At 39.7% G+C, this 22,167-nt stretch carries 26 protein-coding genes and 1 pseudogene; 16 read left to right on the top strand and 11 right to left on the bottom strand.

Annotated features, from left to right (window positions below; genetic code table 11):
• Window positions 1–22 precede the first annotated feature (22 nt).
• The 13 genes and pseudogenes from zwf (at window position 23) to PARA_RS03640 (ending at window position 10,536) form a co-directional block, all read left to right on the top strand.
• The gene (gene zwf / locus PARA_RS03695) at window positions 23–1,504 is read left to right on the top strand and encodes a glucose-6-phosphate dehydrogenase (protein ID WP_014064589.1); all 1,482 of its coding nucleotides are present in this window, start codon (window positions 23–25) and stop codon (window positions 1,502–1,504) included.
• A gap of 68 nt (window positions 1,505–1,572) precedes the next feature.
• Window positions 1,573–2,271 carry a 6-phosphogluconolactonase gene (gene pgl / locus PARA_RS03690; protein WP_014064588.1) on the top strand — a complete coding sequence of 233 codons (699 nt, stop codon included), beginning with the start codon at window positions 1,573–1,575 and terminating at the stop codon, window positions 2,269–2,271.
• Window positions 2,272–2,298: 27 nt separating this feature from the next.
• Complete coding sequence (locus PARA_RS03685; RefSeq protein ID WP_014064587.1) at window positions 2,299–3,327, top strand: DUF1176 domain-containing protein; 1,029 nt, start codon at window positions 2,299–2,301, stop codon at window positions 3,325–3,327.
• Window positions 3,328–3,398: 71 nt separating this feature from the next.
• A complete protein-coding gene (locus PARA_RS03680) occupies window positions 3,399–4,451 on the top strand; it encodes a DUF1176 domain-containing protein (RefSeq protein WP_014064586.1) in 1,053 nt (350 codons plus the stop codon).
• 70 nt (window positions 4,452–4,521) lie between these two features.
• Entirely contained in the window at window positions 4,522–5,547 is a 1,026-nt protein-coding gene (locus PARA_RS03675) for a DUF1176 domain-containing protein (protein ID WP_014064585.1), read from the top strand.
• Between the two features lie 72 nt (window positions 5,548–5,619).
• Window positions 5,620–6,678: a DUF1176 domain-containing protein gene (locus PARA_RS03670; RefSeq protein WP_014064584.1), complete on the top strand. Its 1,059-nt coding sequence runs from the start codon at window positions 5,620–5,622 to the stop codon at window positions 6,676–6,678.
• Window positions 6,679–6,713: 35 nt separating this feature from the next.
• Window positions 6,714–7,106 (top strand): GNAT family N-acetyltransferase, encoded by a 393-nt coding sequence (locus PARA_RS03665; RefSeq protein WP_014064583.1) that lies wholly within the window; start codon window positions 6,714–6,716, stop codon window positions 7,104–7,106.
• A gap of 66 nt (window positions 7,107–7,172) precedes the next feature.
• Entirely contained in the window at window positions 7,173–7,505 is a 333-nt protein-coding gene (locus PARA_RS03660; RefSeq protein WP_014064582.1) for a hypothetical protein, read from the top strand.
• A gap of 16 nt (window positions 7,506–7,521) precedes the next feature.
• Window positions 7,522–7,680 (top strand): annotated as a pseudogene (locus tag PARA_RS10450) (GNAT family N-acetyltransferase); the annotation flags it as partial.
• 115 nt (window positions 7,681–7,795) lie between these two features.
• Window positions 7,796–8,263, top strand: coding sequence for a GIY-YIG nuclease family protein (locus PARA_RS03655; protein ID WP_014064581.1), 468 nt, complete (start codon window positions 7,796–7,798; stop codon window positions 8,261–8,263).
• Between the two features lie 93 nt (window positions 8,264–8,356).
• Window positions 8,357–9,811 carry a decarboxylating NADP(+)-dependent phosphogluconate dehydrogenase gene (gene gnd / locus PARA_RS03650; protein ID WP_014064580.1) on the top strand — a complete coding sequence of 485 codons (1,455 nt, stop codon included), beginning with the start codon at window positions 8,357–8,359 and terminating at the stop codon, window positions 9,809–9,811.
• Window positions 9,812–9,890: 79 nt separating this feature from the next.
• Entirely contained in the window at window positions 9,891–10,211 is a 321-nt protein-coding gene (locus PARA_RS03645; protein WP_014064579.1) for a DUF4298 domain-containing protein, read from the top strand.
• Window positions 10,212–10,332: 121 nt separating this feature from the next.
• A complete protein-coding gene (locus PARA_RS03640) occupies window positions 10,333–10,536 on the top strand; it encodes a hypothetical protein (protein WP_005699726.1) in 204 nt (67 codons plus the stop codon).
• A 42-nt stretch (window positions 10,537–10,578) separates the two neighbouring features.
• Here PARA_RS03640 and srmB read toward each other — a convergent pair whose 3' ends face one another.
• Window positions 10,579–11,907 carry an ATP-dependent RNA helicase SrmB gene (srmB, locus tag PARA_RS03635; RefSeq protein WP_014064578.1) on the bottom strand — a complete coding sequence of 443 codons (1,329 nt, stop codon included), beginning with the start codon at window positions 11,905–11,907 and terminating at the stop codon, window positions 10,579–10,581.
• Window positions 11,908–11,977: 70 nt separating this feature from the next.
• On the opposite strand from srmB, the gene PARA_RS03630 reads away from it, so the two are divergent.
• Complete coding sequence (locus PARA_RS03630) at window positions 11,978–12,676, top strand: tRNA1(Val) (adenine(37)-N6)-methyltransferase (RefSeq protein WP_041918216.1); 699 nt, start codon at window positions 11,978–11,980, stop codon at window positions 12,674–12,676.
• 34 nt (window positions 12,677–12,710) lie between these two features.
• On the opposite strand, the gene pnuC is transcribed toward PARA_RS03630, so the two are convergent.
• On the bottom strand, window positions 12,711–13,394 hold the full coding sequence (gene pnuC / locus PARA_RS03625; RefSeq protein WP_014064576.1) for a nicotinamide riboside transporter PnuC: 684 nt from the start codon (window positions 13,392–13,394) through the stop codon (window positions 12,711–12,713).
• 199 nt (window positions 13,395–13,593) lie between these two features.
• On the opposite strand from pnuC, the gene rapA reads away from it, so the two are divergent.
• Entirely contained in the window at window positions 13,594–16,356 is a 2,763-nt protein-coding gene (rapA, locus tag PARA_RS03620; RefSeq protein WP_014064575.1) for an RNA polymerase-associated protein RapA, read from the top strand.
• A gap of 1 nt (window position 16,357) precedes the next feature.
• The gene (rluA, locus tag PARA_RS03615; RefSeq protein WP_014064574.1) at window positions 16,358–17,017 is read left to right on the top strand and encodes a bifunctional tRNA pseudouridine(32) synthase/23S rRNA pseudouridine(746) synthase RluA; all 660 of its coding nucleotides are present in this window, start codon (window positions 16,358–16,360) and stop codon (window positions 17,015–17,017) included.
• Between the two features lie 57 nt (window positions 17,018–17,074).
• On the opposite strand, the gene rplQ is transcribed toward rluA, so the two are convergent.
• The 9 genes from rplQ to rpmD all read right to left on the bottom strand — a co-directional run bounded on the left by rplQ (window position 17,075) and on the right by rpmD (window position 22,167).
• Window positions 17,075–17,458: a 50S ribosomal protein L17 gene (gene rplQ / locus PARA_RS03610; RefSeq protein ID WP_005695104.1), complete on the bottom strand. Its 384-nt coding sequence runs from the start codon at window positions 17,456–17,458 to the stop codon at window positions 17,075–17,077.
• A gap of 40 nt (window positions 17,459–17,498) precedes the next feature.
• Window positions 17,499–18,488 carry a DNA-directed RNA polymerase subunit alpha gene (locus PARA_RS03605; RefSeq protein ID WP_005695102.1) on the bottom strand — a complete coding sequence of 330 codons (990 nt, stop codon included), beginning with the start codon at window positions 18,486–18,488 and terminating at the stop codon, window positions 17,499–17,501.
• A gap of 31 nt (window positions 18,489–18,519) precedes the next feature.
• Entirely contained in the window at window positions 18,520–19,140 is a 621-nt protein-coding gene (gene rpsD, locus PARA_RS03600) for a 30S ribosomal protein S4 (RefSeq protein WP_014064573.1), read from the bottom strand.
• A gap of 29 nt (window positions 19,141–19,169) precedes the next feature.
• Window positions 19,170–19,559, bottom strand: a complete 390-nt coding sequence (gene rpsK / locus PARA_RS03595; RefSeq protein ID WP_005543603.1) for a 30S ribosomal protein S11 — start codon at window positions 19,557–19,559, stop codon at window positions 19,170–19,172.
• Window positions 19,560–19,575: 16 nt separating this feature from the next.
• Window positions 19,576–19,932 (bottom strand): 30S ribosomal protein S13, encoded by a 357-nt coding sequence (rpsM, locus tag PARA_RS03590; protein WP_005548758.1) that lies wholly within the window; start codon window positions 19,930–19,932, stop codon window positions 19,576–19,578.
• A gap of 141 nt (window positions 19,933–20,073) precedes the next feature.
• Window positions 20,074–20,187: a 50S ribosomal protein L36 gene (gene rpmJ / locus PARA_RS03585; protein WP_005625868.1), complete on the bottom strand. Its 114-nt coding sequence runs from the start codon at window positions 20,185–20,187 to the stop codon at window positions 20,074–20,076.
• A gap of 28 nt (window positions 20,188–20,215) precedes the next feature.
• Window positions 20,216–21,541, bottom strand: a complete 1,326-nt coding sequence (gene secY / locus PARA_RS03580) for a preprotein translocase subunit SecY (RefSeq protein ID WP_005695101.1) — start codon at window positions 21,539–21,541, stop codon at window positions 20,216–20,218.
• A 7-nt stretch (window positions 21,542–21,548) separates the two neighbouring features.
• A complete protein-coding gene (rplO, locus tag PARA_RS03575; RefSeq protein WP_005695100.1) occupies window positions 21,549–21,983 on the bottom strand; it encodes a 50S ribosomal protein L15 in 435 nt (144 codons plus the stop codon).
• Window positions 21,984–21,987: 4 nt separating this feature from the next.
• Window positions 21,988–22,167 (bottom strand): 50S ribosomal protein L30, encoded by a 180-nt coding sequence (rpmD, locus tag PARA_RS03570; RefSeq protein WP_005543631.1) that lies wholly within the window; start codon window positions 22,165–22,167, stop codon window positions 21,988–21,990.

Below are 22,167 nucleotides of genomic sequence, written 5' to 3'. Positions count from 1 at the left end.
ACTCGGAACAATAAGGAACAATATGCAAACGAATAATAATTGTATCGTGATTTTTGGTGCTTCTGGTGATTTAACGCACCGCAAACTCATTCCAGCACTTTATAATCTTTTCAAATTTGGGCGTTTAAACCAATTTTCTGTATTGGGTGTTGCTCGTACAGAATTAAACGATGACACTTTCCGTGAGAAAATGCGCGAAGCACTTCTTCAAACAGAAGAAACTACGCCTGAAACGCTCGAAGAGTTCTGTAGCCATCTCTATTATCAAGCGGTAAATACATCAGATGCCGCTGATTATGGCAAATTAGTGCCACGTTTAGACGAATTACATGAAAAATATCAAACGAATGGCAACACGCTTTATTACATGTCCACTCCTCCAAGCTTATATGGTGTGATTCCTGAATGTCTTGCTGCACATGGTTTAAACACCGAAGAAGACGGTTGGAAACGCATTATTGTGGAAAAACCATTCGGTTATGATGCGAAAACAGCAAAACAATTAGACGTACAGATTCACCGTTTCTTTGAAGAACATCAAATCTACCGTATCGACCATTATCTTGGTAAAGAAACCGTGCAAAACTTGCTTGTCTTGCGTTTCTCAAATGGTTGGTTCGAGCCGCTTTGGAACCGTAATTTCATTGATTATGTGGAAATTACTGGTGCTGAAGCGATTGGCGTGGAAGAACGTGGTGGCTATTACGATGGATCCGGTGCAATGCGTGATATGTTCCAAAACCACTTATTACAAGTTTTAGCCATGGTTGCTATGGAACCGCCCGCAATCATCAATGCGAACTCAATGCGTGATGAAGTGGCCAAAGTCATGCATTCTTTACGTCCATTAACGCAAGATGATGTTGAACACAACCTAGTGCTTGGTCAATACACTGCAGCAGAAATTGATGGAAAAGAAGTCAAAGGCTATTTACAAGAAAAAGGTGTGCCAGCTAACTCTCGCACTGAAACCTTTATGGCCTTACGCTGTGAAATCGAAAACTGGCGTTGGGCTGGTGTGCCTTTCTATGTTCGTACAGGTAAACGCTTACCAGCACGTGTGACTGAAATTGTGATTCATTTCAAAACTACGCCACATCCAGTATTCAGTCAAAATGCACCAGAAAATAAATTGATCATCCGTATTCAACCTGATGAAGCCATTTCAATGCGCTTCGGTTTGAAAAAACCAGGTGCAGGCTTCGAAGCGAAAGAAGTCTCAATGGATTTCCGTTATGCCGATTTGGCCGATGAGCAAGTGCTCACGGCTTATGAACGCTTATTGCTTGATGCAATGAAAGGCGATGCCACACTCTTTGCGCGTACGGATGCGGTGCACGCCGCATGGAAATTTGTGCAGCCAATTTTGAATTACAAAGAAGCAGGCGGTCGAGTTTACGAATATGAAGCCGGCACCTGGGGACCAGTTGCAGCCGAAAAACTCATTGCGAAAAGCGGTCGCGTATGGCGTAAACCAAGTGGCAAAATGAAGAAAAAGGTTTAATCATTAATCGCAAGCCTTCTTCCCTACAAGCGGAAGAAGGCTAATATCCAATATAAAGAGAAGCAAACATGAACACCATCACCTTCCCAACGGCTCAACACGCTGTTGAAAAGATCGCCCAAGAATTTGTGATTTATAGCCAATTAAATCATCCCGTACACATTTCCCTTTCCGGTGGTTCAACACCTAAGTTGTTATTTAAAACCTTAGCCAAAGCGCCTTATGCAGAACAAATTAACTGGAAAAATCTACATTTTTGGTGGGGTGATGATCGCATGGTTCCACCAACCGATTCAGAAAGCAACTATGGCGAAGTGCAAAAACGCTTATTCGATCATATTCAAATTCCCGCAGAAAATATCCACCGAATTCGTGGTGAAAATGAACCGCACTTTGAATTAAAACGCTTCGAAGAAGAATTAAGTGCGGTCATTCCAAATGGTGTTTTTGATTGGATCATTTTAGGTATGGGGACTGACGGTCATACCGCTTCTCTCTTCCCACATCAAACCCATTTTGATGATGCAAATCTTGCGGTCATTGCGAAACATCCTGAAAGCGGTCAAATTCGCATTTCGAAAACAGCCAAACTCATTGAACAAGCGAAACGCATTACCTATTTAGTCACTGGCGAAAGCAAAGCAGACATTTTAAAAGAAATCCAAACAACGCCAGCTGAAAACCTACCTTATCCCGCAGCCAAAATTAAAGCAAAAAATGGGGTGACGGAATGGTATTTGGATAAAGCGGCGGCAGTATTATTGTAATACGCCCATCAAAAAAGGAACTTCGAGATGAAAAAAGTATTGTTATTGACGTTATTGCCAGTAGCTGCAATGGCCACTTCAATCAAAGGTATTGGAAACTACCAAGATTGGGATTTAGTGTGTGATAACACGGGCACTTGTCGTATGGCGGGTTATCAGGATGAAAGTAGTGACCCAGTCTCTATTTTATTTACTCGCGCAGCAGGTGAAAATGCTGCAGTGGAAGGAAAGTTTACTATTTTACCATTTGGTGAAGCCGACCGTGATGTTCAAGTCGGTCAAGACATTGAAATTTGGTTAAACGGTAAATCATTAAGCAAAGTCAAGCATATTTCTGACGACGCGCCAGATAAGCTGACTGAAGAGCAAACCAAGGCATTACTTAGCGGATTGAAAAAAGAGAGCGAAATTCGTCTAACCTATGGGAAAACCACGCTTAAAGTGTCAGATAAAGGCGCAGCGGCAGCCATGCTCAAAATGGATGAATATCAACAACGATTAAATACCCCTTCCGCACTTATTCGTCAAGGTCAAGAAAAACATGCTGTATTAGCGCCAAAAGTTGAACCCAAAATTGATGCTGTAAGTGTGAAAAACCGCAAAACAACTGAATTAAAACTCGGTGAAAAACAATACGATAACGTGCTCGCACTATTACGTAAAGCTCACGATGGCTGCGTTGATGAAGACTTAGAAAGCCAAGATATAATGATTTATCCGTTAACGCATAATAAGGTATTAGCTGAAGCGCTTTGTTTTAAAGGCGCTTATCAAGGCACCAACTACTATGCTGTACTCGATGACAAACTGAGCAAAGTAGAACAAGTCTTAGCGGAGCAGTACAACGAAGCAGGCTATGATGAAAAACAAGGTTATGCGTTTGTAAGAGGTTCTTACAAAGGTCGAGCATTAGGTGATTGTTTGGCTGGGCAAGACGCAGTATGGAATGGCAAAATCTTTATCCGTACTTCAGAGTGGACAACAGGCTCTTGTAAAGGGCTTCCCGGAGGTACGTGGCAGTTACCTATTTTTGTTAGTAACGTCATCGTCAAATAAACAAACAACACTTAATACAAGCGGTTAGATTTGACGAATTTTTTGCAAATTTTCTTTTAGGCATTTATAACATGAAAAAAATTATTCTTCTCTCATTATTACCACTCACTGCAATGGCTGCGCCATCGTTAAAAGGGTTTGAAAAGACTTATCAAGACTGGGATTTGATTTGTGATAATACCGGCACTTGCAATATGGCGGGCTATCAAGAAGGAGATGGTTCCGAACATCCTGTTTCGATTTTATTTACCCGAAGTGCGGGTGAGCAAGCACCTGTGAGCGCACAGTTGGCATTATTACCTGAAGATGTGGGTAATAAAACGGCTGAAATTATCTTAAATGGTCAATCACTCGGTACGATCCAAAATTTCTCAGAAGAGGGGAACGCAAAATTAAGTGAAAAACAAACAACAGAATTACTCACGGCGCTAAAAGGTAATGCAGATATTGAAGTGGTGTTTGGTGAGTTCAAGGAAAAAGTATCTGATAAAGGTGCAACTGCCGCGATGCTCAAAATGGATGAGTTTCAACAACGTTTAAATACGCCTTCCGCACTTATTCGCCAAGGCAAAGAAAAACATGCGGTATTAGCACCACAGGCTGCACCCCAAATTGATGCTGTCAGCGTGAAAAATCTCCAAACAACAGAGTTAAAGCGTGGCGAAAAACAGTTTGATGCTGTATTAGCGTTATTGCGTAAAAGTAATGGGACGAATGAAAATTCAGAGAATTACTGCCCTGAGTTGCATAAAGATGATACTTGGCGTGACGATATAACAATTCATACTCTTACCAATGGCAAAGTGTTAGCAGAGTCAATATGTTGGAGTGGCCCTTATCAATACTCTAATTATTATGCTGTTATGGATGAAAAACTCAGCAAAGTAGAACAAGTACTAGCAAGTCAATATAACGATGTTATGTATGATAATAGAAACCCCGTCTTAGCTGTAATAGGTTCATTTAAGTCGCGGGGGATTGGTGATTGTTGGATTAGGAAAGAAGCTGCCTGGAATGGCAAAATATTTATCCGTACTTCAGAATGGACAACCGGCTCTTGTAAAGGTTTTACTGGTGGTGCATGGCAATTGCCTATTTTTGTTAGTAACGTTATCGTAAAATAAAAACTCACGATTACTACAAGTAATTAGATTTGACGATTTTTTTGCAAATTTTCTTTTAGGAATTTATAACATGAAGAAAGTCATTCTTCTCTCATTATTACCACTCACTGCAATGGCTGCACCATCGTTAAAAGGGTTTGAAAAGACTTATCAAGACTGGGATTTGATTTGTGATAATACCGGCACTTGTAATATGGCGGGTTATCAAGAAGAAGGGGATGGCTCTGAGCACCCTGTTTCGATTTTATTTACTCGAAGTGCGGGTGAGCAAGCACCTGTGAGCGCACAGTTGGCATTATTACCTGAAGATGTGGGTAATAAAACGGCTGAAATTATCTTAAATGGTCAATCAATCGGTGCAATCCAAAACATCTCAGAAGAGGGAATTGCAAAATTAAGTGAAAAACAAACAACAGAATTACTCACGGCGCTGAAAGGTAATGCAGATATTGAAGTGGTGTTTGGTGAGTTCAAGGAAAAAGTATCTGATAAAGGTGCAGCCGCTGCGATGCTCAAAATGGATGAGTTTCAACAACGTTTAAATACGCCTTCTGCACTCATTCGCCAAGGTCAAGAAAAACATGCGGTATTAGCGCCAAAAGCTGAATCCAAAATTGATGCTGTTAGCGTGAACAACCGCAAAACAATAGAATTAAAACGCGGTGAAAAACAATTTAATCATGTTCTAGCACTGTTACGTAAAGCCCACGATGGCTGCGTTGATGAAGACTTAGAAAGCCAAGATATAACGCTTTATCCCTTAACACAAAACAAGGTATTAGCTGAAGCAATCTGTGCCAGAGCCGCTTATCAATACACTAATTACTATGCTGTACTCGATGACAAACTGAGCAAAGTAGAACAAGTGTTGGCGGATCAGTACAACGAAGCAGGCTATGATGAAAAACAAGGTTATGCGTTTGTAAGAGGCATTTACAAGGGGCGAGTAATAGGTGATTGCTGGAACAGTGAAGATGCAGTATGGAATGGCAAAATTTTTATCCGCACTTCAGAGTGGACAACGGGATCTTGTAAAGGTTTTACTGGTGGCGCATGGCAGTTACCGATTTTCGTCAGTGATATCATCGTAAAATAAATCAACAACACGTGCTTACAAGCGCTTAGATTTGACGAACTTTTTGCAAATCTTCTTTTAGGAATTTATAACATGAAAAAATTTCTTCTTCTCTCATTATTACCATTTACTGTAATGGCTGCGCCATCGTTAAAAGGGTTTGAAAAGACTTATCAAGACTGGGATTTAATTTGTGATAATCTTGGCACTTGTCGTATGGCAGGTTATCAAGAGGAAGGAGACGATCCAGTTTCTATTTTATTTACTCGCGCAGCAGGTGAAAATGCTGCTGTTGAAGGGAAACTCACTATTTCACCATTCGGTGAAGCCGACCGTGATGTTCAAGTCGGTCAAGACATTGAAATTTGGCTAAATGGCAAATCATTAGGCACAGTCAAACATATTTCCGATGAGAACCCAGATAAACTCACTGAGGCGCAAACTAAGGCACTACTTAGCGGATTGAAAAAAGAAAGCGAAATTCGTCTCACCTATGGAAAAACCACGCTCAAAGTGTCAGACAAAGGTGCAGCGGCAGCCATGCTCAAAATGGATGAATTCCAACAGCGTTTAAATACGCCATCAGCGTTAATTCGTAAGGGACAAGAGAAACACGCGGTATTAGCACCACAAGCCGCACCCAAAATTCAAGTTGCCTATATTAAAAACCCTAGCAAAACAGAATTAAAACGAGGCGAAAAACAATTTGATGCTGTATTAGCATTATTGCGTAAAAGTGCTGATAGTAGTGCAATTGATTACTGTTTGTCTCTTCATGATGATTCTGAACAGAAGACAATTACACTTTATTCACTTACTCAGGGAAAAGTGTTAGCTGAGGCAGTGTGTATCAGTGGTAGTGCAGCTTACACCGGCTATTATGCGGTCATGGACAATAAATTGAGCAAAGTAGAACAAGTATTGGAAGGTCAATACACCTTTGCATATTATGATGAGAAGCTTAATGCTTTAATTGTAGAAGGGTCATATAAATCTAGTGGCCTTGCTGAGAGCTGGTATGGCTACGAAGCAGCATGGAATGGCAAAACTTTCATCACTACAGCGGAATATACTTCTGGTTCTGGTAAAGGCTTTATTGGTGGAGCATGGGGTGGATTACCGACTTTTGTGAGTCATAGAACGGTTAAATAATTTATCTATTTAACCTTTAATACCTGGAGTAACAAATGATTGACTATAAAATTAATGAACCGATTTCAGTCAAACAATTTATTGAACTGCTAAATAAAACGACTTTAGGTACACGCCGTCCGTTAGAAGATGAAAAACGTGTCGCGGCAATGTTACACCATGCAGATTTATTAGTGACCGCTTGGGATGATGAACGATTAGTGGGTGTGGCACGTTCCGTGACGGATTTTTCCTACTGCTGTTATTTATCTGATTTGGCGGTGGACGAACAATATCAAAAACAAGGTATCGGCTTGCAGTTAATTGAACACACCAAACAGGCGTTACATCCACAAGCCAAAATTGTGCTGTTATCTGCCCCGCAAGCCGTGGATTATTATCCGCATATTGGATTTACGCAGCATATGAGTGCGTGGACGAAGAGTTAATTTATTAGCATTGTACGGACTAAAGTTAAATTAAAATATAGATATATCAGATGCGGAGTGACTTTAATGTTGAATTTAGATAATAAAAAATTTATTGCTGTTGAAAACACCGCAAATGGTGAGGTCAGTAGCCAAACAGAATTTCATTACCACCAACAAGGTAAAATGATTTGGGCAGAATATGGTGGCGGTGAAATTTTAAAAGGCTTTTTAATTGGAAAATGGATTGACGATACTCAAATTGAATTTACGTATCAACATTTAAATCAATCTCTAGAAAATCGTTTGGGGCGTTGCTGTACAACATTTTCTTTAGAAGAAAGTAAACTCATCGGTCATGAAAAATGGCAGTGGCTAGACACGTTAGAACAAGGCAGCTCTTTAATTAGAGAAATTTAAAAGAAGTTTGGCTATAGAATATCTGAAACAAGGTATCATCTTGCAGTTGATTAAGCACACTAAATAAGTCTTACATCCACAAGCCAAAATTGTGCTTTTATCTGCTCCGCAAGCAGTGGATTATTATCCGCATATTGGATTTACGCAGCATATGAGTGCGTGGACGAAGAGTTAAAAATGCTTGGAAAAGTAACCGCACTTTTGTATATAAAGAAGATTAATTACTGATAGCACACGCTTCATAGCGTGTGCTATCGTGGAATAAATATAATTAATTTTAAGGATAAGAAATGCAAATTAAATTACATTGGCATGAACCTATTGAACTTGGTTCCTCTGGAACACTTCGTCAAACTTTTAAAAATTTTGATTTTAAAACCATTCCTAACGTAGCGGGTATTTATATTTTTTATCGCCAAACTAAATCGGGGGAGGAGGAAGCTCTTTACGTAGGACAATCTCAGAATATCCGTGAGCGTTTTAAACAACACAGTAACTCATTGAAATTGGTAGAAGGATTGGAGGATACTCCACAAGGTAAGAAAATGTTCGTGTTCGCCGAAATTAAAGTAAGAAAAGATTGTTTAGAGTATGCTTTAGATCAGGCTGAAAGAGGATATATACAATACCTATTAGATGAGGATCATCCGTTATTAAATAAAAAATTATATTTAGATAAATTTGATACGATTGTTTCTGAGGGAGATAATCTCATTGGGTTGGTTTCCGATGATATAGATGTATTTTCTAAATATTAATTAAGTAGCAGAGTGACAGCTAGGATTTGAGCCCTACCTACTAAAAATTTAAACAATGCAACCAGCATAACTAATTAAGAACAGGAGAAAACAATGTCAGTAAAAGGCGACATCGGTGTTATCGGCTTAGCCGTAATGGGGCAAAACCTCATTTTAAATATGAACGATCATGGCTTTAAAGTTGTGGCATATAACCGTACCACTTCAAAAGTGGATGAATTTTTACAAGGCGCGGCAAAAGGCACCAATATTATCGGCGCATACTCTTTAGAAGATTTAGCTTCTAAATTAGAAAAACCACGTAAAGTGATGTTAATGGTGCGTGCGGGTGATGTAGTGGATCAATTCATTGAGGCATTATTACCGCACTTAGAAGAAGGCGACATTATTATTGATGGTGGTAACTCAAACTATCCTGATACTAACCGTCGTGTAAAAGCATTGGCTGAAAAAGGAATTCGCTTTATCGGTTCGGGTGTTTCGGGTGGTGAAGAAGGTGCGCGCCATGGACCATCTATCATGCCGGGTGGTAACCACGAAGCATGGCCATATGTTAAACCAATCTTCCAAGCAATCTCTGCTAAAACAGAACAAGGCGAACCTTGCTGTGACTGGGTTGGCGGCGAAGGTGCAGGCCACTTTGTAAAAATGGTTCACAATGGTATCGAATATGGTGATATGCAATTAATCTGTGAAGCTTACCAATTCTTAAAAGAAGGTTTAGGCTTAAGCTATGAAGAAATGCAAACTATCTTCGCAGAATGGAAAAAAACTGAACTGGATAGCTACTTAATCGATATCACCACCGATATTCTTGGTTATAAAGACGTTGATGGTGAGCCATTAGTTGAAAAAATCTTAGATACAGCAGGTCAAAAAGGGACTGGTAAATGGACGGGTATCAATGCTTTAGATTTCGGTATTCCATTAACCTTAATCACTGAATCTGTCTTTGCTCGTTGCGTATCTTCCTTTAAAGATCAACGTGTTGCCGCTAACCAATTATTCGGTAAAACAATTCAACCTGTTGAAGGCGATAAAAAAGTGTGGATTGAAGCGGTACGTAAAGCATTATTGGCGTCTAAAATCATTTCTTACGCACAAGGCTTTATGCTGATTCGTGAAGCCTCTGAACAATTTGGCTGGAACATCAACTATGGTGCAACGGCATTATTATGGCGTGAAGGTTGTATTATCCGTAGCCGTTTCTTAGGTAACATTCGTGATGCATATGAAGCAAATCCAGATTTAATCTTCTTAGGTTCAGATAGCTACTTCAAAGGCATTTTAGAAAACGCATTAAGCGACTGGCGTAAAGTGGTGGCAAAATCTATCGAAGTAGGCATTCCAATGCCTTGTATGGCCTCTGCGATTACCTTCTTAGACGGTTACACTTCAGCTCGTTTACCGGCAAACTTATTGCAAGCACAACGTGACTACTTCGGCGCACATACTTATGAGCGTACCGACAAACCACGCGGTGAATTCTTCCACACCAACTGGACGGGTCGCGGTGGTAATACAGCATCCACCACTTATGATGTGTAAATCTAAAAACGCATAATAAACTCACCGCACTTTGTTCGCATAAAGTGCGGTTTATTTTTACCTTATTGTGGAGAAACCTATGTTACCTCAATCACGCTTAGATAAAATTTCAGAAATGGAAAACCTTCTCAATGAAGCGGAAAGTTTCTTAGTCAAAGCGGAACAATTTCTTGAAAAATGGCAAGCCTTCTTACCCAAAATGAAAACCTTAGAGCACTATTATTTTGATGGTGACTGGCGAGACGATTATCAAGCTTATGAGGACGGTAAGATCCCAGAGGATATGCCTTGTGGTGTATTAAGTGAAGATTTAGTATTTAATGCCAGTACAGGACACCATAGTTTGGCAATTGAATATTTGAAAGTCGTTGCGAAAGTATTAGATCAAACGAAAGATTAATACATCTGGTTGTTTAAAAAATCATCGAAAAAGCATATTTCTGAACTTTCATTCATCTCTGTTTGTCTTACGGATTGCTATCATGATAGATAGTTTTATATGTTAAACACGGAGAGATCCTATGAAATTAATTGGAAAATCACTTGTTATCGCGATGACTGTTATTTCTCTTGCTGCATGTGGAAATATGAGTCGTACTCAAAAAAATACAACAGCTGGCGCCGCTATCGGTGGTGCAGCAGGCTATATGCTTGGTGGTAATGCCGCAACCACATTAGGTGGTGCCGCATTAGGTGGCGTAATCGGTAGCCAAGTCAATAAATAGTCAAAAAAATAACCGCACTTAATGAGTGCGGTTGTTTTTTTATTATTTCTCGGCTGTTTTTTCTGCGCTTGGTTTACGACGTTTACCAATGTTTTTCGTATCTTTATGACGAAGTTTGGCTTTCTTCTTCACCTCTGATTTTTTCTTTTCTTCACGCTTTTCTTTAATACGCGCTTTTTGCTTTTTAGACATGGATTTTACTTCCCCATCTTTCGGTGGTTTAGTGCGAGGTTCTAAGCCTTCTAAAATACGCGCTTTCAACAGCTCTTCCGTGTAGCGTTTAATTTTACCGAGCAATTTGTAATCATGGGCTTCTACAAAAGAAACGGCGGTGCCTTTTTTCCCTGCACGAGCAGTACGACCAATACGATGTAAATATGTATCTGCACTATAAGGCAAATCAAAGTTCATGACATGTGTGACATCATCAATATCAATCCCACGAGCAGCCACATCAGTGGCCACTAACACCGTAACAACACCTGATTTCAATTTATCAATGGCATTATTACGTTGCGTTTGTGCCATATCGCCTTCTAGATAAGTAGAGCGAATACCACGTTTACGCAAAGTTTCAGAAAGCTCACGCACATCTTCTCTACGACGGACAAACACAATACCACGGCTCACTTTCTCGGTTTCGATAAAACGTGCAAGTAACTTAATTTTATGTTCATTGCTATCAGCGTGATAATACCACTGATTGATTTTCTTACGCTCACGACGACTTGGTTCGGCATCGATTTTTACGGGATCATTCAATAAGCGTTCTGCAAAATCAACCAATAACTCCCCTTCTAATGTTGCTGAGAAAAGGAGCGTTTGTTTACGCCAACGCGTTTCAGCGGCAATTTTCTCTGCATCTTGGCCAAAGCCCATTTGCAACATGCGATCTGCTTCATCAAAAATCAGCATTTCTACCGCACGACAATCAAAGTTCTCTTCTTTGATGTATTGCAATAAACGCCCCGGTGTTGCTACCACGATATCCTGATTTGAATTAAACACTTCCCCATGATTTTGATAAGCCACACCGCCAGTAATGGTAGCAATCTTCAAATGCGTGAATTGCGCCAGTTCTTCTGCTTGCTCTGCAACCTGCATTGCTAACTCACGGGTTGGCGTTAAAATTAAAATGCGAGGCGCGCCAGGTTTACGACGTGGATAATCCAATAAATGCTGAATCGCTGGCAATAAAAATGCAGCAGTTTTGCCTGTACCTGTTGGTGCAGAACCTAACACGTCACGCTCTTCCATTGCAGCCGGAATCGCTTCTAATTGAATTGCGGTTGGGCGGGTATAACCTTTCTTTTCTAAGGCCTTTAATAATTCAGGGGAAAGATCGAATTCTTCAAATGGGGATAAATTCATTATTTTGCGTTAATTTGTTAAAATTGGGGCTGATTATACCTGAAAGTGCGGTCATTTTCCGCAAGATTTTATGAGCAGCTTTACCTTCAAACAATTCCATATTAATCAACAACATTGTGCGATGAAAGTCGGCACAGATGGCATTTTACTGGGTGCTTGGGCAGATGTGTCTGACTGTCAGCATATTCTTGATATGGGAACTGGCACAGGCTTAGTTGCATTAATGCTCGCCCAACGAAGTCATGAGCATTGCAAAATTGAAGCCGTTGAACTTGATCCCCTTGCCGCACAACAAGCGCAAGAAAACTTTAAGGCCTCACCATGGCACAATCGCCTTCATTTAACACGCCAAGATGTGCAAACCTATTGCCTACAAACAGCACATCAATTTGATTTAATTGTGGCTAATCCGCCTTATTTTGCGCAAGGTGTGGAATGTAAAAATGATGAGCGTGCGCTTGCCCGTTATGTTCAACAAAGCCATTTAGATTGGTTAAATTGGGCGGCGAGTTGTTTATCCGAAAAAGGAAAAATCAGTTTTGTCTTGCCTTATGAGGCGGGAAAAACATTGATAAATTCAACCGCACTTTATTGCATCAAGCAGACTGATGTCATTACAAAAATAGGGAAAGCACCTCAACGAATGTTACTCACGTTTAGCCGAGAGCATGTACCACAGGTAAAAGATAGCTTAGTGATTTATAACGAAAACAATCAATACACCGAAGCATTTATTGCATTGACGAAGGCATTTTATTTAAAAATGTAAGGGCATATTACTATGCCCTTTTTTATTGGTGTGATTAGTGGCTTTCCACTTTGACGAGTTTCGTCCAGTTGTAATAACCATACAATGAGTTAAGTAAGTAAGCACTATACATTAAATACATCGCTGGCTGCCCTTCCCAAAGCAAAATGGAAAGCACATTTAAGACAATCCATAATAACCATTGCTCACGATAACGCAAAATCATCAATAATTGCGCCGCTACAGTGATAATTGTGGTTAAACCATCTAGCGTTGTAGAACTCCCACCCGCTGCTTTTAAAGCCTGTACAAAACAGAGGGTACCAATTCCAACACTCACAAGCAAAATTGCCCAACCTTTCGCTGTTAAGGCTTTGGCTATCACACTTTCACCATCATTATCGTTTTGCATGTTTTGTTTCCACATGAAATACCCGATAAATTGTGATGGGATATATACATAGAGTGCGGTATTCATTTCACCAAGAAAATTGCTTCCCCAGGAGACATAAAAGTAGGTATAAGCAAAAATAAGCCCAAAGAAATAGTTACTAATTTTTCCTTTACTCACCAATACCACACAGAGAATACCTGCAATACCCGAAATCATGCCTAATGGGCTATCCGGCATAAGAACATAAGCAATAATTTGTGCAGCAAGGAAAATAACTACCCATACCACTTCAAAAGGTTTCCAACCTGATAAAAATTCTTCTTTAAGTTGTTCTGTCCAATTCATGGAACACTCCTGTTTTATGAAAAAGTATGCCATTTTTACACCGCACTTTTTTAAAGTAAAGCTTAGGTGACATTTAATTTAATTATTGTGAGAAAAATCACACTTTATTTTTCATACTTTTAGATGTCCCTACCTTGCTTTCCCTTATAATCAGACTACAATATCGCCCCATTTTAAGAGATTCATTAAGAGGAAGATGATGTCATTTGCAATCGGTCAACGCTGGATTAGTGAAACAGAAAATAGCCTCGGATTAGGGATGATTACCGCCTTAGATTTCCGTTCTGTTACCCTTCACTTTCCTGCCACAGATGAAACCCGAATTTATGCGGTAGCACAAGCACCATTAACCCGAATTACATTGAATAAAGGAGAACAACTTCATCACCAAGCTGGCTGGCAAGGTGAAGTCCTTGATGTTCAGGAAATGAATGGTCTCTTATTTTATTTAGTCAAAAATGCACAAGGCGAAGACGTTATCGTCAATGAAAAAGAACTTTCTTCGATAATTTCTTTTAGCCAAGCGAAAGATCGCCTCTTTTCATCACAAATTGACCGTAGTGAACATTTTGCGTTGCGCTATCAAACTCTTCTGCATCAACAAGCTCAATTTCAATCGCCTTTGCGTGGCTTACGAGGCAATCGTGCGGGTTTAATTCCTCATCAGCTTCATATTGCGCAAGAGGTAGGAAATCGTATCAATCCTCGCGTGCTCTTAGCGGATGAAGTAGGGTTAGGTAAAACCATTGAAGCTGGGATGATTTTGCAAAACCAGCTTTTTGCTGAAAAAGTACAACGTGTATTAATTATTGTACCGGAAACCTTGCAACATCAATGGCTTGTCGAAATGCTTCGTCGTTTTAATTTACATTTTTCATTATTTGATGAAGAACGTTGTGAAGATTTTGCCGAACAAGCGATCAATCCATTTAGTACTGAAAGCTTAATTATTTGTGCACTAGATTGGTTGAAAGCTCACCCTCATCGCGTACAACAAGCCATTGAAGCGGAATTTGACTGTTTAATTGTCGATGAAGCGCATCATTTGGCTTGGTCTGAAAATGCACCAAGTACCGCTTATTTATTGGTGGAACAATTAGCGAAGGCTATTCCATCCGTTTTATTACTCACTGCAACGCCTGAACAACTAGGTTTGGAAAGCCATTTTGCACGCTTGCGCTTGCTTGATCCTGAACGTTTTTATGATTACCAAGCATTTTTGAAGGAACAGGAAAATTATCAACCTGTTGCGGATGCTGTACAATCTTTACTCTCAGAGAAGCCGCTAAGTGCGGTCGAAAAAAATCATATTTCTGATTTACTTCATGAGCAGGATGTCGAACCATTATTTAAAGCTTTAGCCTGTCATAATGATGAGGAGAAGCAAGCTGCGCGACAAGAGCTCATTAAAAATCTCATCGATCGACACGGTACAAGCCGTATTTTATTTCGCAATACACGCCAAGGGGTGAAAGGTTTCCTGCATCGGGTTTACCATCAAATAACGATTGATGCGGCTGAAGTAGACGAAAAAATTCATTGGTTAATTGATTTTCTAAAATCACACCGAAATGAAAAAATCTTAGTCATTTGTAAAACTGCACAAACAGCAATTCAACTTGAGCAAATTTTACGAGAAAAAGAAGCCATTCGCAGTGCTGTTTTCCATGAAAGAATGTCAATCATTGAACGAGATCGCGCGGCGGCTTATTTTGCAGATACTGATAATGGCGCACAAGTTTTACTGAGTTCAAGCATTGGTTCTGAAGGGAGAAACTTCCAATTTGCTTGCCATCTCGTACTCTTCGATTTACCAGAAAATCCTGACTTACTTGAGCAATGTATTGGCCGTTTAGATCGCATCGGGCAAACGCGAGATGTACAAATTTATGTACCCTGCCTATCAGGTTCTGCACAGCAAGATTTAGCACGTTGGTATCATGAAGGATTAAATGCTTTTGAACAAACTTGCCCTATTGGTATGGCATTGTTTGAACAATATGAAACTTTATTAAAAGTGCGGTCAGAAAATAAAGCAGATTTTGAGCAACTCATTCTCCAAACGCAAAAACAAGCAAAAGCATTGCGTTTAGCCTTGGAAAAAGGTCGTGATCGTTTGTTAGAATTAAATTCTAATGGTGGTGAAAAGGCACAACGACTTGCGGGAGAAATTGCTCAAACAGATAATTCGCCACAATTAGTCAATTTTGCACTGAATTTATTTGATATTATTGGCGTAGAACAAGATGATTTAGGTGAAAACAGCATTGTTATCACACCAACGGGCACCATGCTTGTTCCTGATTTTCCAGGGCTAAAAGAAGAAGGTGTTACAGTAACCTTTGACCGACAACTTGCCCTTGCACGTGAAGAATTAGAATTTCTTACCTGGGATCATCCAATGATACGTCAAGGCATTGATTTAATCGCTTCCGGCGACATTGGCAAAGCATCGATGGCATTATTAGTCAATAAACAGCTGCCTGCTGGCACGTTGCTGGTTGAATTGATTTATATGATTGAAAGCCAATCACCAAAAGGTTTGCAGCTGAATCGTTTTCTTCCGCCTACACCTGTTCGATTATTACTGGATAGCAAAGGAAACAATCTTGCTGAACAAGTCAACTTTAATACGTTGCAAAATAAACTTAAACCGCTAAGCAAAGACATTGCGAATAAAATGGTTAAAATGGCTCGTCCAAATATTGAGCAATTAATAAAAATAGGTAATCACAAAATAACTGAAATTGCACAAGCTCAAATTCGAGAAGCTAGTAGATTAGCAGATCAAACATTGAGCACTGAGCTCAATAGACTTATAGCCTTGAAAGCAGTAAATAAAAATATTCGCCAGGTGGAAATTGATGTATTAGAAAAACAACGTTTAGTTTCTCTAGAAGAATTAAGTAAAGCAAGCTGGCGACTAGATAGTCTTCGGGTAATAGTGACAAACAAGGAATAATATGGCACTTATTGAATACCATCCCCCTTTAGAACCGTATTTAGATATTATCTACCAAGATAATCATATCTGCGTAGTAAACAAACCGAGCGGTTTACTTTCAGTCCCTGGCAATCAGCCAGAATACTATGACAGTGCAATGAGTCGGGTAAAAGAGAAATTTGGATTTTGTGAACCTGCACATCGTTTAGATATGGCCACAAGTGGGATTATTCTATTTGCATTAAGTAAAGCGGCAGATAAAGAGTTGAAACGTCAATTTCGTGAACGTGAGCCAAAGAAATATTATCAAGCTTTAGTATGGGGACACTTAGAACAAGATAGTGGGGAAATTAATCTTCCTATGATTTGTGATTGGGAAAATCGCCCGCGTCAACGCATTGATTTTGTATTTGGCAAAAGAGCGGTCACTTTTTATGAAGTTTTAGAGCGGTTACCAACTAACTGTACTCGAGTTAAACTGACACCAATCACTGGAAGATCACATCAACTGCGTTTACATACGCTCGCACTTGGACATCCGATTTTAGGGGACAAGTTTTATTCTCACCCACAAGCTAAATCGATGTCGCCTCGCTTATGCTTACATGCAGAAGAACTTACGATTATGCACCCTATCACAGGTGAAAAAATGACGTTCAGAGCTGAAGCTGAATTTTAGAAAAATAAATATAAAAAAGGCTCACATCAGTGAGCCTTTTTATTTTATAACAAATTATTATTCCGCTGCTGCTTCTGCAACTTCTGGACGATCAACTAACTCAATGTATGCCATTGGAGCGTTGTCACCTGCACGGAAACCACATTTTAAGATACGGGTGTAACCACCTGCACGTTGAGCAAAACGTGGACCTAATTCATTGAATAATTTCGCAACAGTTTCGATGTTACGAGTACGAGCGAATGCTAAACGACGGTTTGCAACGCTATCTTCTTTTGCTAATGTAATTAACGGTTCAACTACACGACGTAATTCTTTAGCTTTTGGTAAAGTTGTCTTGATGATTTCATGACTAACTAAAGCACTTGCTAAGTTACGGAACATCGCTTGGCGATGGCTGCTATTACGGTTTAGTTGACGACCACTCTTACGATGGCGCATGATCTTATCCTTCTCAGAAAAATCTTAACCTATGACCAAACTAGTCTTCAGCAATACTTGCTGGTGGCCAATTCTCAAGGCGCATACCAAGTGACAAGCCACGTGAAGCGAGAACGTCTTTAATTTCAGTAAGAGATTTCTTACCAAGATTAGGCGTTTTTAATAACTCAACTTCTGTACGTTGTACTAAGTCACCGATATAGTGAATTGTTTCTGCTTTCAAACAGTTAGCAGAACGAACTGTCAACTCTAAGTCATCAACAGGACGTAACAAAATCGGATCGAATTCCGGCTTTTCTTCCTTGACTTCAGGTTGACGAACATCACGCAAATCAACGAATGCATCGAGTTGCTCTGCTAAAATTGTTGCTGCACGACGAATTGCTTCTTCCGGATCAATAGTCCCATTAGTTTCTAACTCGATAACTAGTTTATCTAAGTCAGTACGTTGTTCAACACGTGCTGCTTCAACATTGTAAGCAATACGGTCAACCGGGCTATAACAAGCATCCACTAATAAACGACCGATTGGACGATCTTCATTTTGTGAATGAGTACGAGCAGATGCTGGTACATAACCTCTACCACGTTGAACACGAATACGCATATTAATAGATGCATTTTCGTCTGTTAAGTGACAGATTACATGTGATGGATTAACAATCTCAACATCACCATCATGGGTGATATCAGCTGCAACAACAGGGCCAATTCCAGATTTATTTAATGTCAGAATAACATCATCTTTATTCTGTACTTTAACCGCTAGACCTTTAAGGTTTAAAAGAACTTCAAGAATATCTTCCTGAACACCTTCTTTACTACTATATTCGTGCAGTACGCCATCAATTTCTACTTCAGTTACAGCACAACCTGGCATTGAAGACAGAAGGATACGACGTAATGCATTCCCTAGAGTATGACCAAAGCCACGCTCTAACGGTTCTAAGATCACCTTAGCATGAGTAGAGCTAATTTGCTCGATATCTACTAAGCGTGGTTTTAAAAATTCTGTAACAGAACCCTGCATTTTATCCTCTCTTTGCTTTTAAGCTTAACTATTATTTAGAGTAAAGCTCAACGATCAGATGTTCGTTAATGTCTGCTGATAAATCAGAACGTTCAGGAACACGTTTGAACACACCTTCCATTTTCGCAGAATCAACTTCTAACCAAGTTGGTTTTTCTCTTTGTTCTGCTAATTCTAATGATGCTTTAATACGTGCTTGTTTTTTAGATTTCTCACGAACAGCAACGACATCATTTACAGAAACTTGGAAAGATGGGATATTTACAACACGACCATTTACGACAATCGCTTTGTGGCTCACTAATTGACGAGCTTCTGCGCGAGTTGCAGCAAATCCCATGCGATAAACAACGTTATCCAATCTACCTTCTAATAATACTAGTAAGTTTTCACCAGTATTACCTTTTAAACGGTTTGCTTCTTTATAGTAGTTACGGAATTGACGTTCTAAAATACCATAGATACGACGAACTTTTTGTTTTTCACGTAATTGACTACCATAGTCAGACAAACGCGGTTTACGAGCACCGTGTTGACCTGGTGCTATATCAATTTTACATTTTGAATCAATCGCACGCACACCTGATTTAAGGAATAAATCAGTGCCTTCACGACGGCTGAGCTTGAGTTTAGGGCCCAAATATCTTGCCATTTTCTTTCTCCAACTATCCTATTACGCCATTAAACACGACGTTTTTTCGGTGGACGACAACCGTTATGAGGGATCGGAGTCACATCAGTGATGTTCGTGATACGGAAACCCGCTGCATTTAATGCACGGATTGTTGATTCACGACCCGGACCCGGACCTTTAACCATAACTTCCAAGTTCTTTAAGCCGAATTCTTTAACGATTTCAGCACAACGTTCTGCAGCAACTTGTGCAGCGAACGGGGTAGATTTACGAGAACCACGGAAACCTGAACCACCTGCTGTAGCCCAAGCTAAAGCATTACCTTGACGGTCAGTAATGGTAACGATTGTGTTATTGAAAGATGCGTGAATGTGTGCTACGCCATCTACAACTTGTTTTTTTACACGTTTACGTGCACGAACTGGTGTTTTAGCCATTCTTTATTTACCCCGACTATTTTTTGATCGGCTTACGTGGACCCTTACGGGTACGCGCATTAGTTTTAGTACGTTGACCACGTACCGGTAAACTACGACGATGACGTAAACCACGGTAACAACCTAAGTCTAAAAGACGTTTGATGTTTAGTGTTACTTCACGACGTAAGTCACCTTCAACGGTAAATTTACCAACTTCGTCACGCAGTTTGTCAATCTGCTCTTCAGACAATTCGCTGATCTTAACATCTTCAGCAATACCCGCTGCAGCACAAATGCTTTTAGAACGAGTTTTACCGATACCGTAAATTGCAGTTAAAGCGATTACAGCGTGTTTGTGATCAGGAATGTTAATGCCTGCAATACGGGCCACTATGCACTCCTATTATTTTAACTAATTTGGTATTCTGATCTTGAAAAGCCCGTTTTCAGGATACTCAAACAGAATACCAAGGACATAAATGAGTTGAGTAGTATAACTACTCAACCGGTTCTTTGCAAGAAGAAATGTTAATTAACCTTGACGTTGTTTATGTTTAGGGTCGCTACATAATACGCGAACAACACCTTCACGTTTAACAATTTTACAGTTACGACACATCTTCTTAACGGAAGCACGAACTTTCATTGCTTATCCTTTTTACTTAAATGAACAATTACTGTCCAAAACCTTTAAGGTTTGCTTTTTTTAACGCAGATTCATATTGAGACGACATTAAGTGACTCTGAACTTGCACGATAAAATCCATAATTACAACAACAACGATTAATAAGGAAGTACCACCGAAGTAGAATTTAACATCCCATGCTGATGTCATAATATAAGGGACTAAACATACGAACGTTACATAAAGACCGCCGATTAATGTTAAGCGAGTCATTACTTTATCAATGTAACGAGATGTTTGTTCACCTGGTCTAATTCCTGGGATAAATGCACCAGATTTTTTTAGATTATCTGCTGTATCACGTGGATTATATTGCATTGCAGTGTAGAAGAAACTGAAGAAAATAATCGCTACCGCATAAACAAGGAGGTATAGAGGTTGTCCTGGATTCAACAACATTGATAAGTCATTTAACCACTCAAACTTATCATTCTGACCAAACCACTGTGTCAATGTAGCAGGGAATAAAATAATGCTTGAAGCAAAAATTGCTGGCATTACGTTTGCCATATTAACTTTTAATGGTAAGTGAGTTGAATGACCACCTAAAATTTGACGTCCTTGTTGACGCTTAGCATATTCAACACGAATTCTACGTTGTCCACGTTCTACGAAGACAACAAAGTAAGTTACTGCAAAAACAATAGCAGCGATTAGTAAAAGAACTAAAGGATGCATTTGTCCTTGACGAGCTTGCTCAACTGTTTCGATGATTGCATGTGGCAATCCTGCAACAATACCACCAAAAACAAGAATTGAGATACCGTTACCAATACCTCTTTCAGTAATTTGCTCACCTAACCACATTAAGAACATGGTTCCGGTTACAAGACTCACTACTGCCGTGAAGTAAAAAGTAAAACCGATGTTTGGCACTAGCTGTGGCAACATATTCGGTAAACCGGTAGAAATAGCGATTGCTTGGATAGTAGCAAAAACCACCGTTGCATAACGAGTATACTTGGTGATTTTTCTTTGTCCTGCTGCACCTTCTTTTTTCAATTCTGCTAAGGCAGGTGAAACCGTAGCAAGCAATTGCATCACGATAGATGCCGAGATATACGGCATAATACCTAATGCTAAAATTGATGCTCGGCTCAATGCACCACCAGAGAACATGTTTAACATATCAATGATGGTGCCTTTTTGTTGTTCAACTAATTGAGCTAGCACGGCGGCATCAATACCAGGAAGCGGAATAAAAGAACCAATACGATAAACGATAAGTGCACCTAATACAAAAAGCAATCTGCTTTTTAGTTCACCAGTACCACTATTAGTACTTCTGCTTTGATAACCTGGTTGTTTAGCCATTTGCTAATTATTCCTCAACTGAACCGCCAGCAGCTTCGATTGCTGCTTTTGCACCTTTAGTTACACGTAAACCACGTACAGTAACTGCAGATTTCACTTCACCAGCTAAGATAACTTTAGCGAATTGAATATCTTTAGTTAAAATGTTTGCAGCTTTTAATGCTTCTAAAGTGACAACATTTCCTTCAACTTTTGTTAATTCGTTTAAACGAACTTCAGCAGTTACAGCTGATTTCATTGAAGTGAAACCAAATTTTGGTAAACGACGGTATAATGGCATTTGACCACCCTCGAAACCACGACGAACACCGCCGCCAGTACGAGATTTTTGACCTTTATGACCACGACCACCAGTTTTTCCTAAACCTGAACCAATACCACGACCAAGGCGTTTTGCACTGTGCTTAGCACCTTCAGCCGGAGATAGAGTATTTAAACGCATTCTCTTACTCCTCCACTTTAACCATGTATGAAACTTGGTTAATCATACCACGTACTGCCGGAGTATCGATTAACTCAACAGTATGGTGCATATGGCGAAGACCAAGACCACGCAAGGTAGCTTTGTGCTTCGGTAAACGAGCAATTGAGCTACGAACTTGAGTTACTTTAATAGTTTTAGCCAT

The organism is Haemophilus parainfluenzae T3T1 (assembly GCF_000210895.1).
GTDB lineage: Bacteria > Pseudomonadota > Gammaproteobacteria > Enterobacterales > Pasteurellaceae > Haemophilus_D > Haemophilus_D parainfluenzae_A.
This window is presented reverse-complemented; position numbering and strand designations above follow the sequence as displayed.

What these genes read in the sequence shown, in the direction of transcription:
- pgl (WP_014064588.1), top strand. Translation starts at nt 1,573, where the DNA reads ATGAACACCATCACCTTCCCAACGGCTCAACACGCTGTTGAAAAGATC.
- PARA_RS03655 (WP_014064581.1), top strand. Translation starts at nt 7,796, where the DNA reads ATGCAAATTAAATTACATTGGCATGAACCTATTGAACTTGGTTCCTCT.
- rpmD (WP_005543631.1), bottom strand. Translation starts at nt 22,167, where the DNA reads ATGGCTAAAACTATTAAAGTAACTCAAGTTCGTAGCTCAATTGCTCGT.
- PARA_RS03670 (WP_014064584.1), top strand. Translation starts at nt 5,620, where the DNA reads ATGAAAAAATTTCTTCTTCTCTCATTATTACCATTTACTGTAATGGCT.
- zwf (WP_014064589.1), top strand. Translation starts at nt 23, where the DNA reads ATGCAAACGAATAATAATTGTATCGTGATTTTTGGTGCTTCTGGTGAT.
- rpsK (WP_005543603.1), bottom strand. Translation starts at nt 19,559, where the DNA reads ATGGCTAAAACACCAGTTCGTGCACGTAAACGTGTAAAAAAACAAGTT.
- PARA_RS03640 (WP_005699726.1), top strand. Translation starts at nt 10,333, where the DNA reads ATGAAATTAATTGGAAAATCACTTGTTATCGCGATGACTGTTATTTCT.
- rpsD (WP_014064573.1), bottom strand. Translation starts at nt 19,140, where the DNA reads ATGGCAAGATATTTGGGCCCTAAACTCAAGCTCAGCCGTCGTGAAGGC.
- PARA_RS03680 (WP_014064586.1), top strand. Translation starts at nt 3,399, where the DNA reads ATGAAAAAAATTATTCTTCTCTCATTATTACCACTCACTGCAATGGCT.
- srmB (WP_014064578.1), bottom strand. Translation starts at nt 11,907, where the DNA reads ATGAATTTATCCCCATTTGAAGAATTCGATCTTTCCCCTGAATTATTA.
- secY (WP_005695101.1), bottom strand. Translation starts at nt 21,541, where the DNA reads ATGGCTAAACAACCAGGTTATCAAAGCAGAAGTACTAATAGTGGTACT.
- rpmJ (WP_005625868.1), bottom strand. Translation starts at nt 20,187, where the DNA reads ATGAAAGTTCGTGCTTCCGTTAAGAAGATGTGTCGTAACTGTAAAATT.
- pnuC (WP_014064576.1), bottom strand. Translation starts at nt 13,394, where the DNA reads ATGAATTGGACAGAACAACTTAAAGAAGAATTTTTATCAGGTTGGAAA.
- PARA_RS03665 (WP_014064583.1), top strand. Translation starts at nt 6,714, where the DNA reads ATGATTGACTATAAAATTAATGAACCGATTTCAGTCAAACAATTTATT.
- PARA_RS03645 (WP_014064579.1), top strand. Translation starts at nt 9,891, where the DNA reads ATGTTACCTCAATCACGCTTAGATAAAATTTCAGAAATGGAAAACCTT.
- rapA (WP_014064575.1), top strand. Translation starts at nt 13,594, where the DNA reads ATGTCATTTGCAATCGGTCAACGCTGGATTAGTGAAACAGAAAATAGC.
- rluA (WP_014064574.1), top strand. Translation starts at nt 16,358, where the DNA reads ATGGCACTTATTGAATACCATCCCCCTTTAGAACCGTATTTAGATATT.
- PARA_RS03660 (WP_014064582.1), top strand. Translation starts at nt 7,173, where the DNA reads ATGTTGAATTTAGATAATAAAAAATTTATTGCTGTTGAAAACACCGCA.
- PARA_RS03675 (WP_014064585.1), top strand. Translation starts at nt 4,522, where the DNA reads ATGAAGAAAGTCATTCTTCTCTCATTATTACCACTCACTGCAATGGCT.
- rplQ (WP_005695104.1), bottom strand. Translation starts at nt 17,458, where the DNA reads ATGCGCCATCGTAAGAGTGGTCGTCAACTAAACCGTAATAGCAGCCAT.
- PARA_RS03605 (WP_005695102.1), bottom strand. Translation starts at nt 18,488, where the DNA reads ATGCAGGGTTCTGTTACAGAATTTTTAAAACCACGCTTAGTAGATATC.
- PARA_RS03685 (WP_014064587.1), top strand. Translation starts at nt 2,299, where the DNA reads ATGAAAAAAGTATTGTTATTGACGTTATTGCCAGTAGCTGCAATGGCC.
- rplO (WP_005695100.1), bottom strand. Translation starts at nt 21,983, where the DNA reads ATGCGTTTAAATACTCTATCTCCGGCTGAAGGTGCTAAGCACAGTGCA.
- gnd (WP_014064580.1), top strand. Translation starts at nt 8,357, where the DNA reads ATGTCAGTAAAAGGCGACATCGGTGTTATCGGCTTAGCCGTAATGGGG.
- PARA_RS03630 (WP_041918216.1), top strand. Translation starts at nt 11,978, where the DNA reads ATGAGCAGCTTTACCTTCAAACAATTCCATATTAATCAACAACATTGT.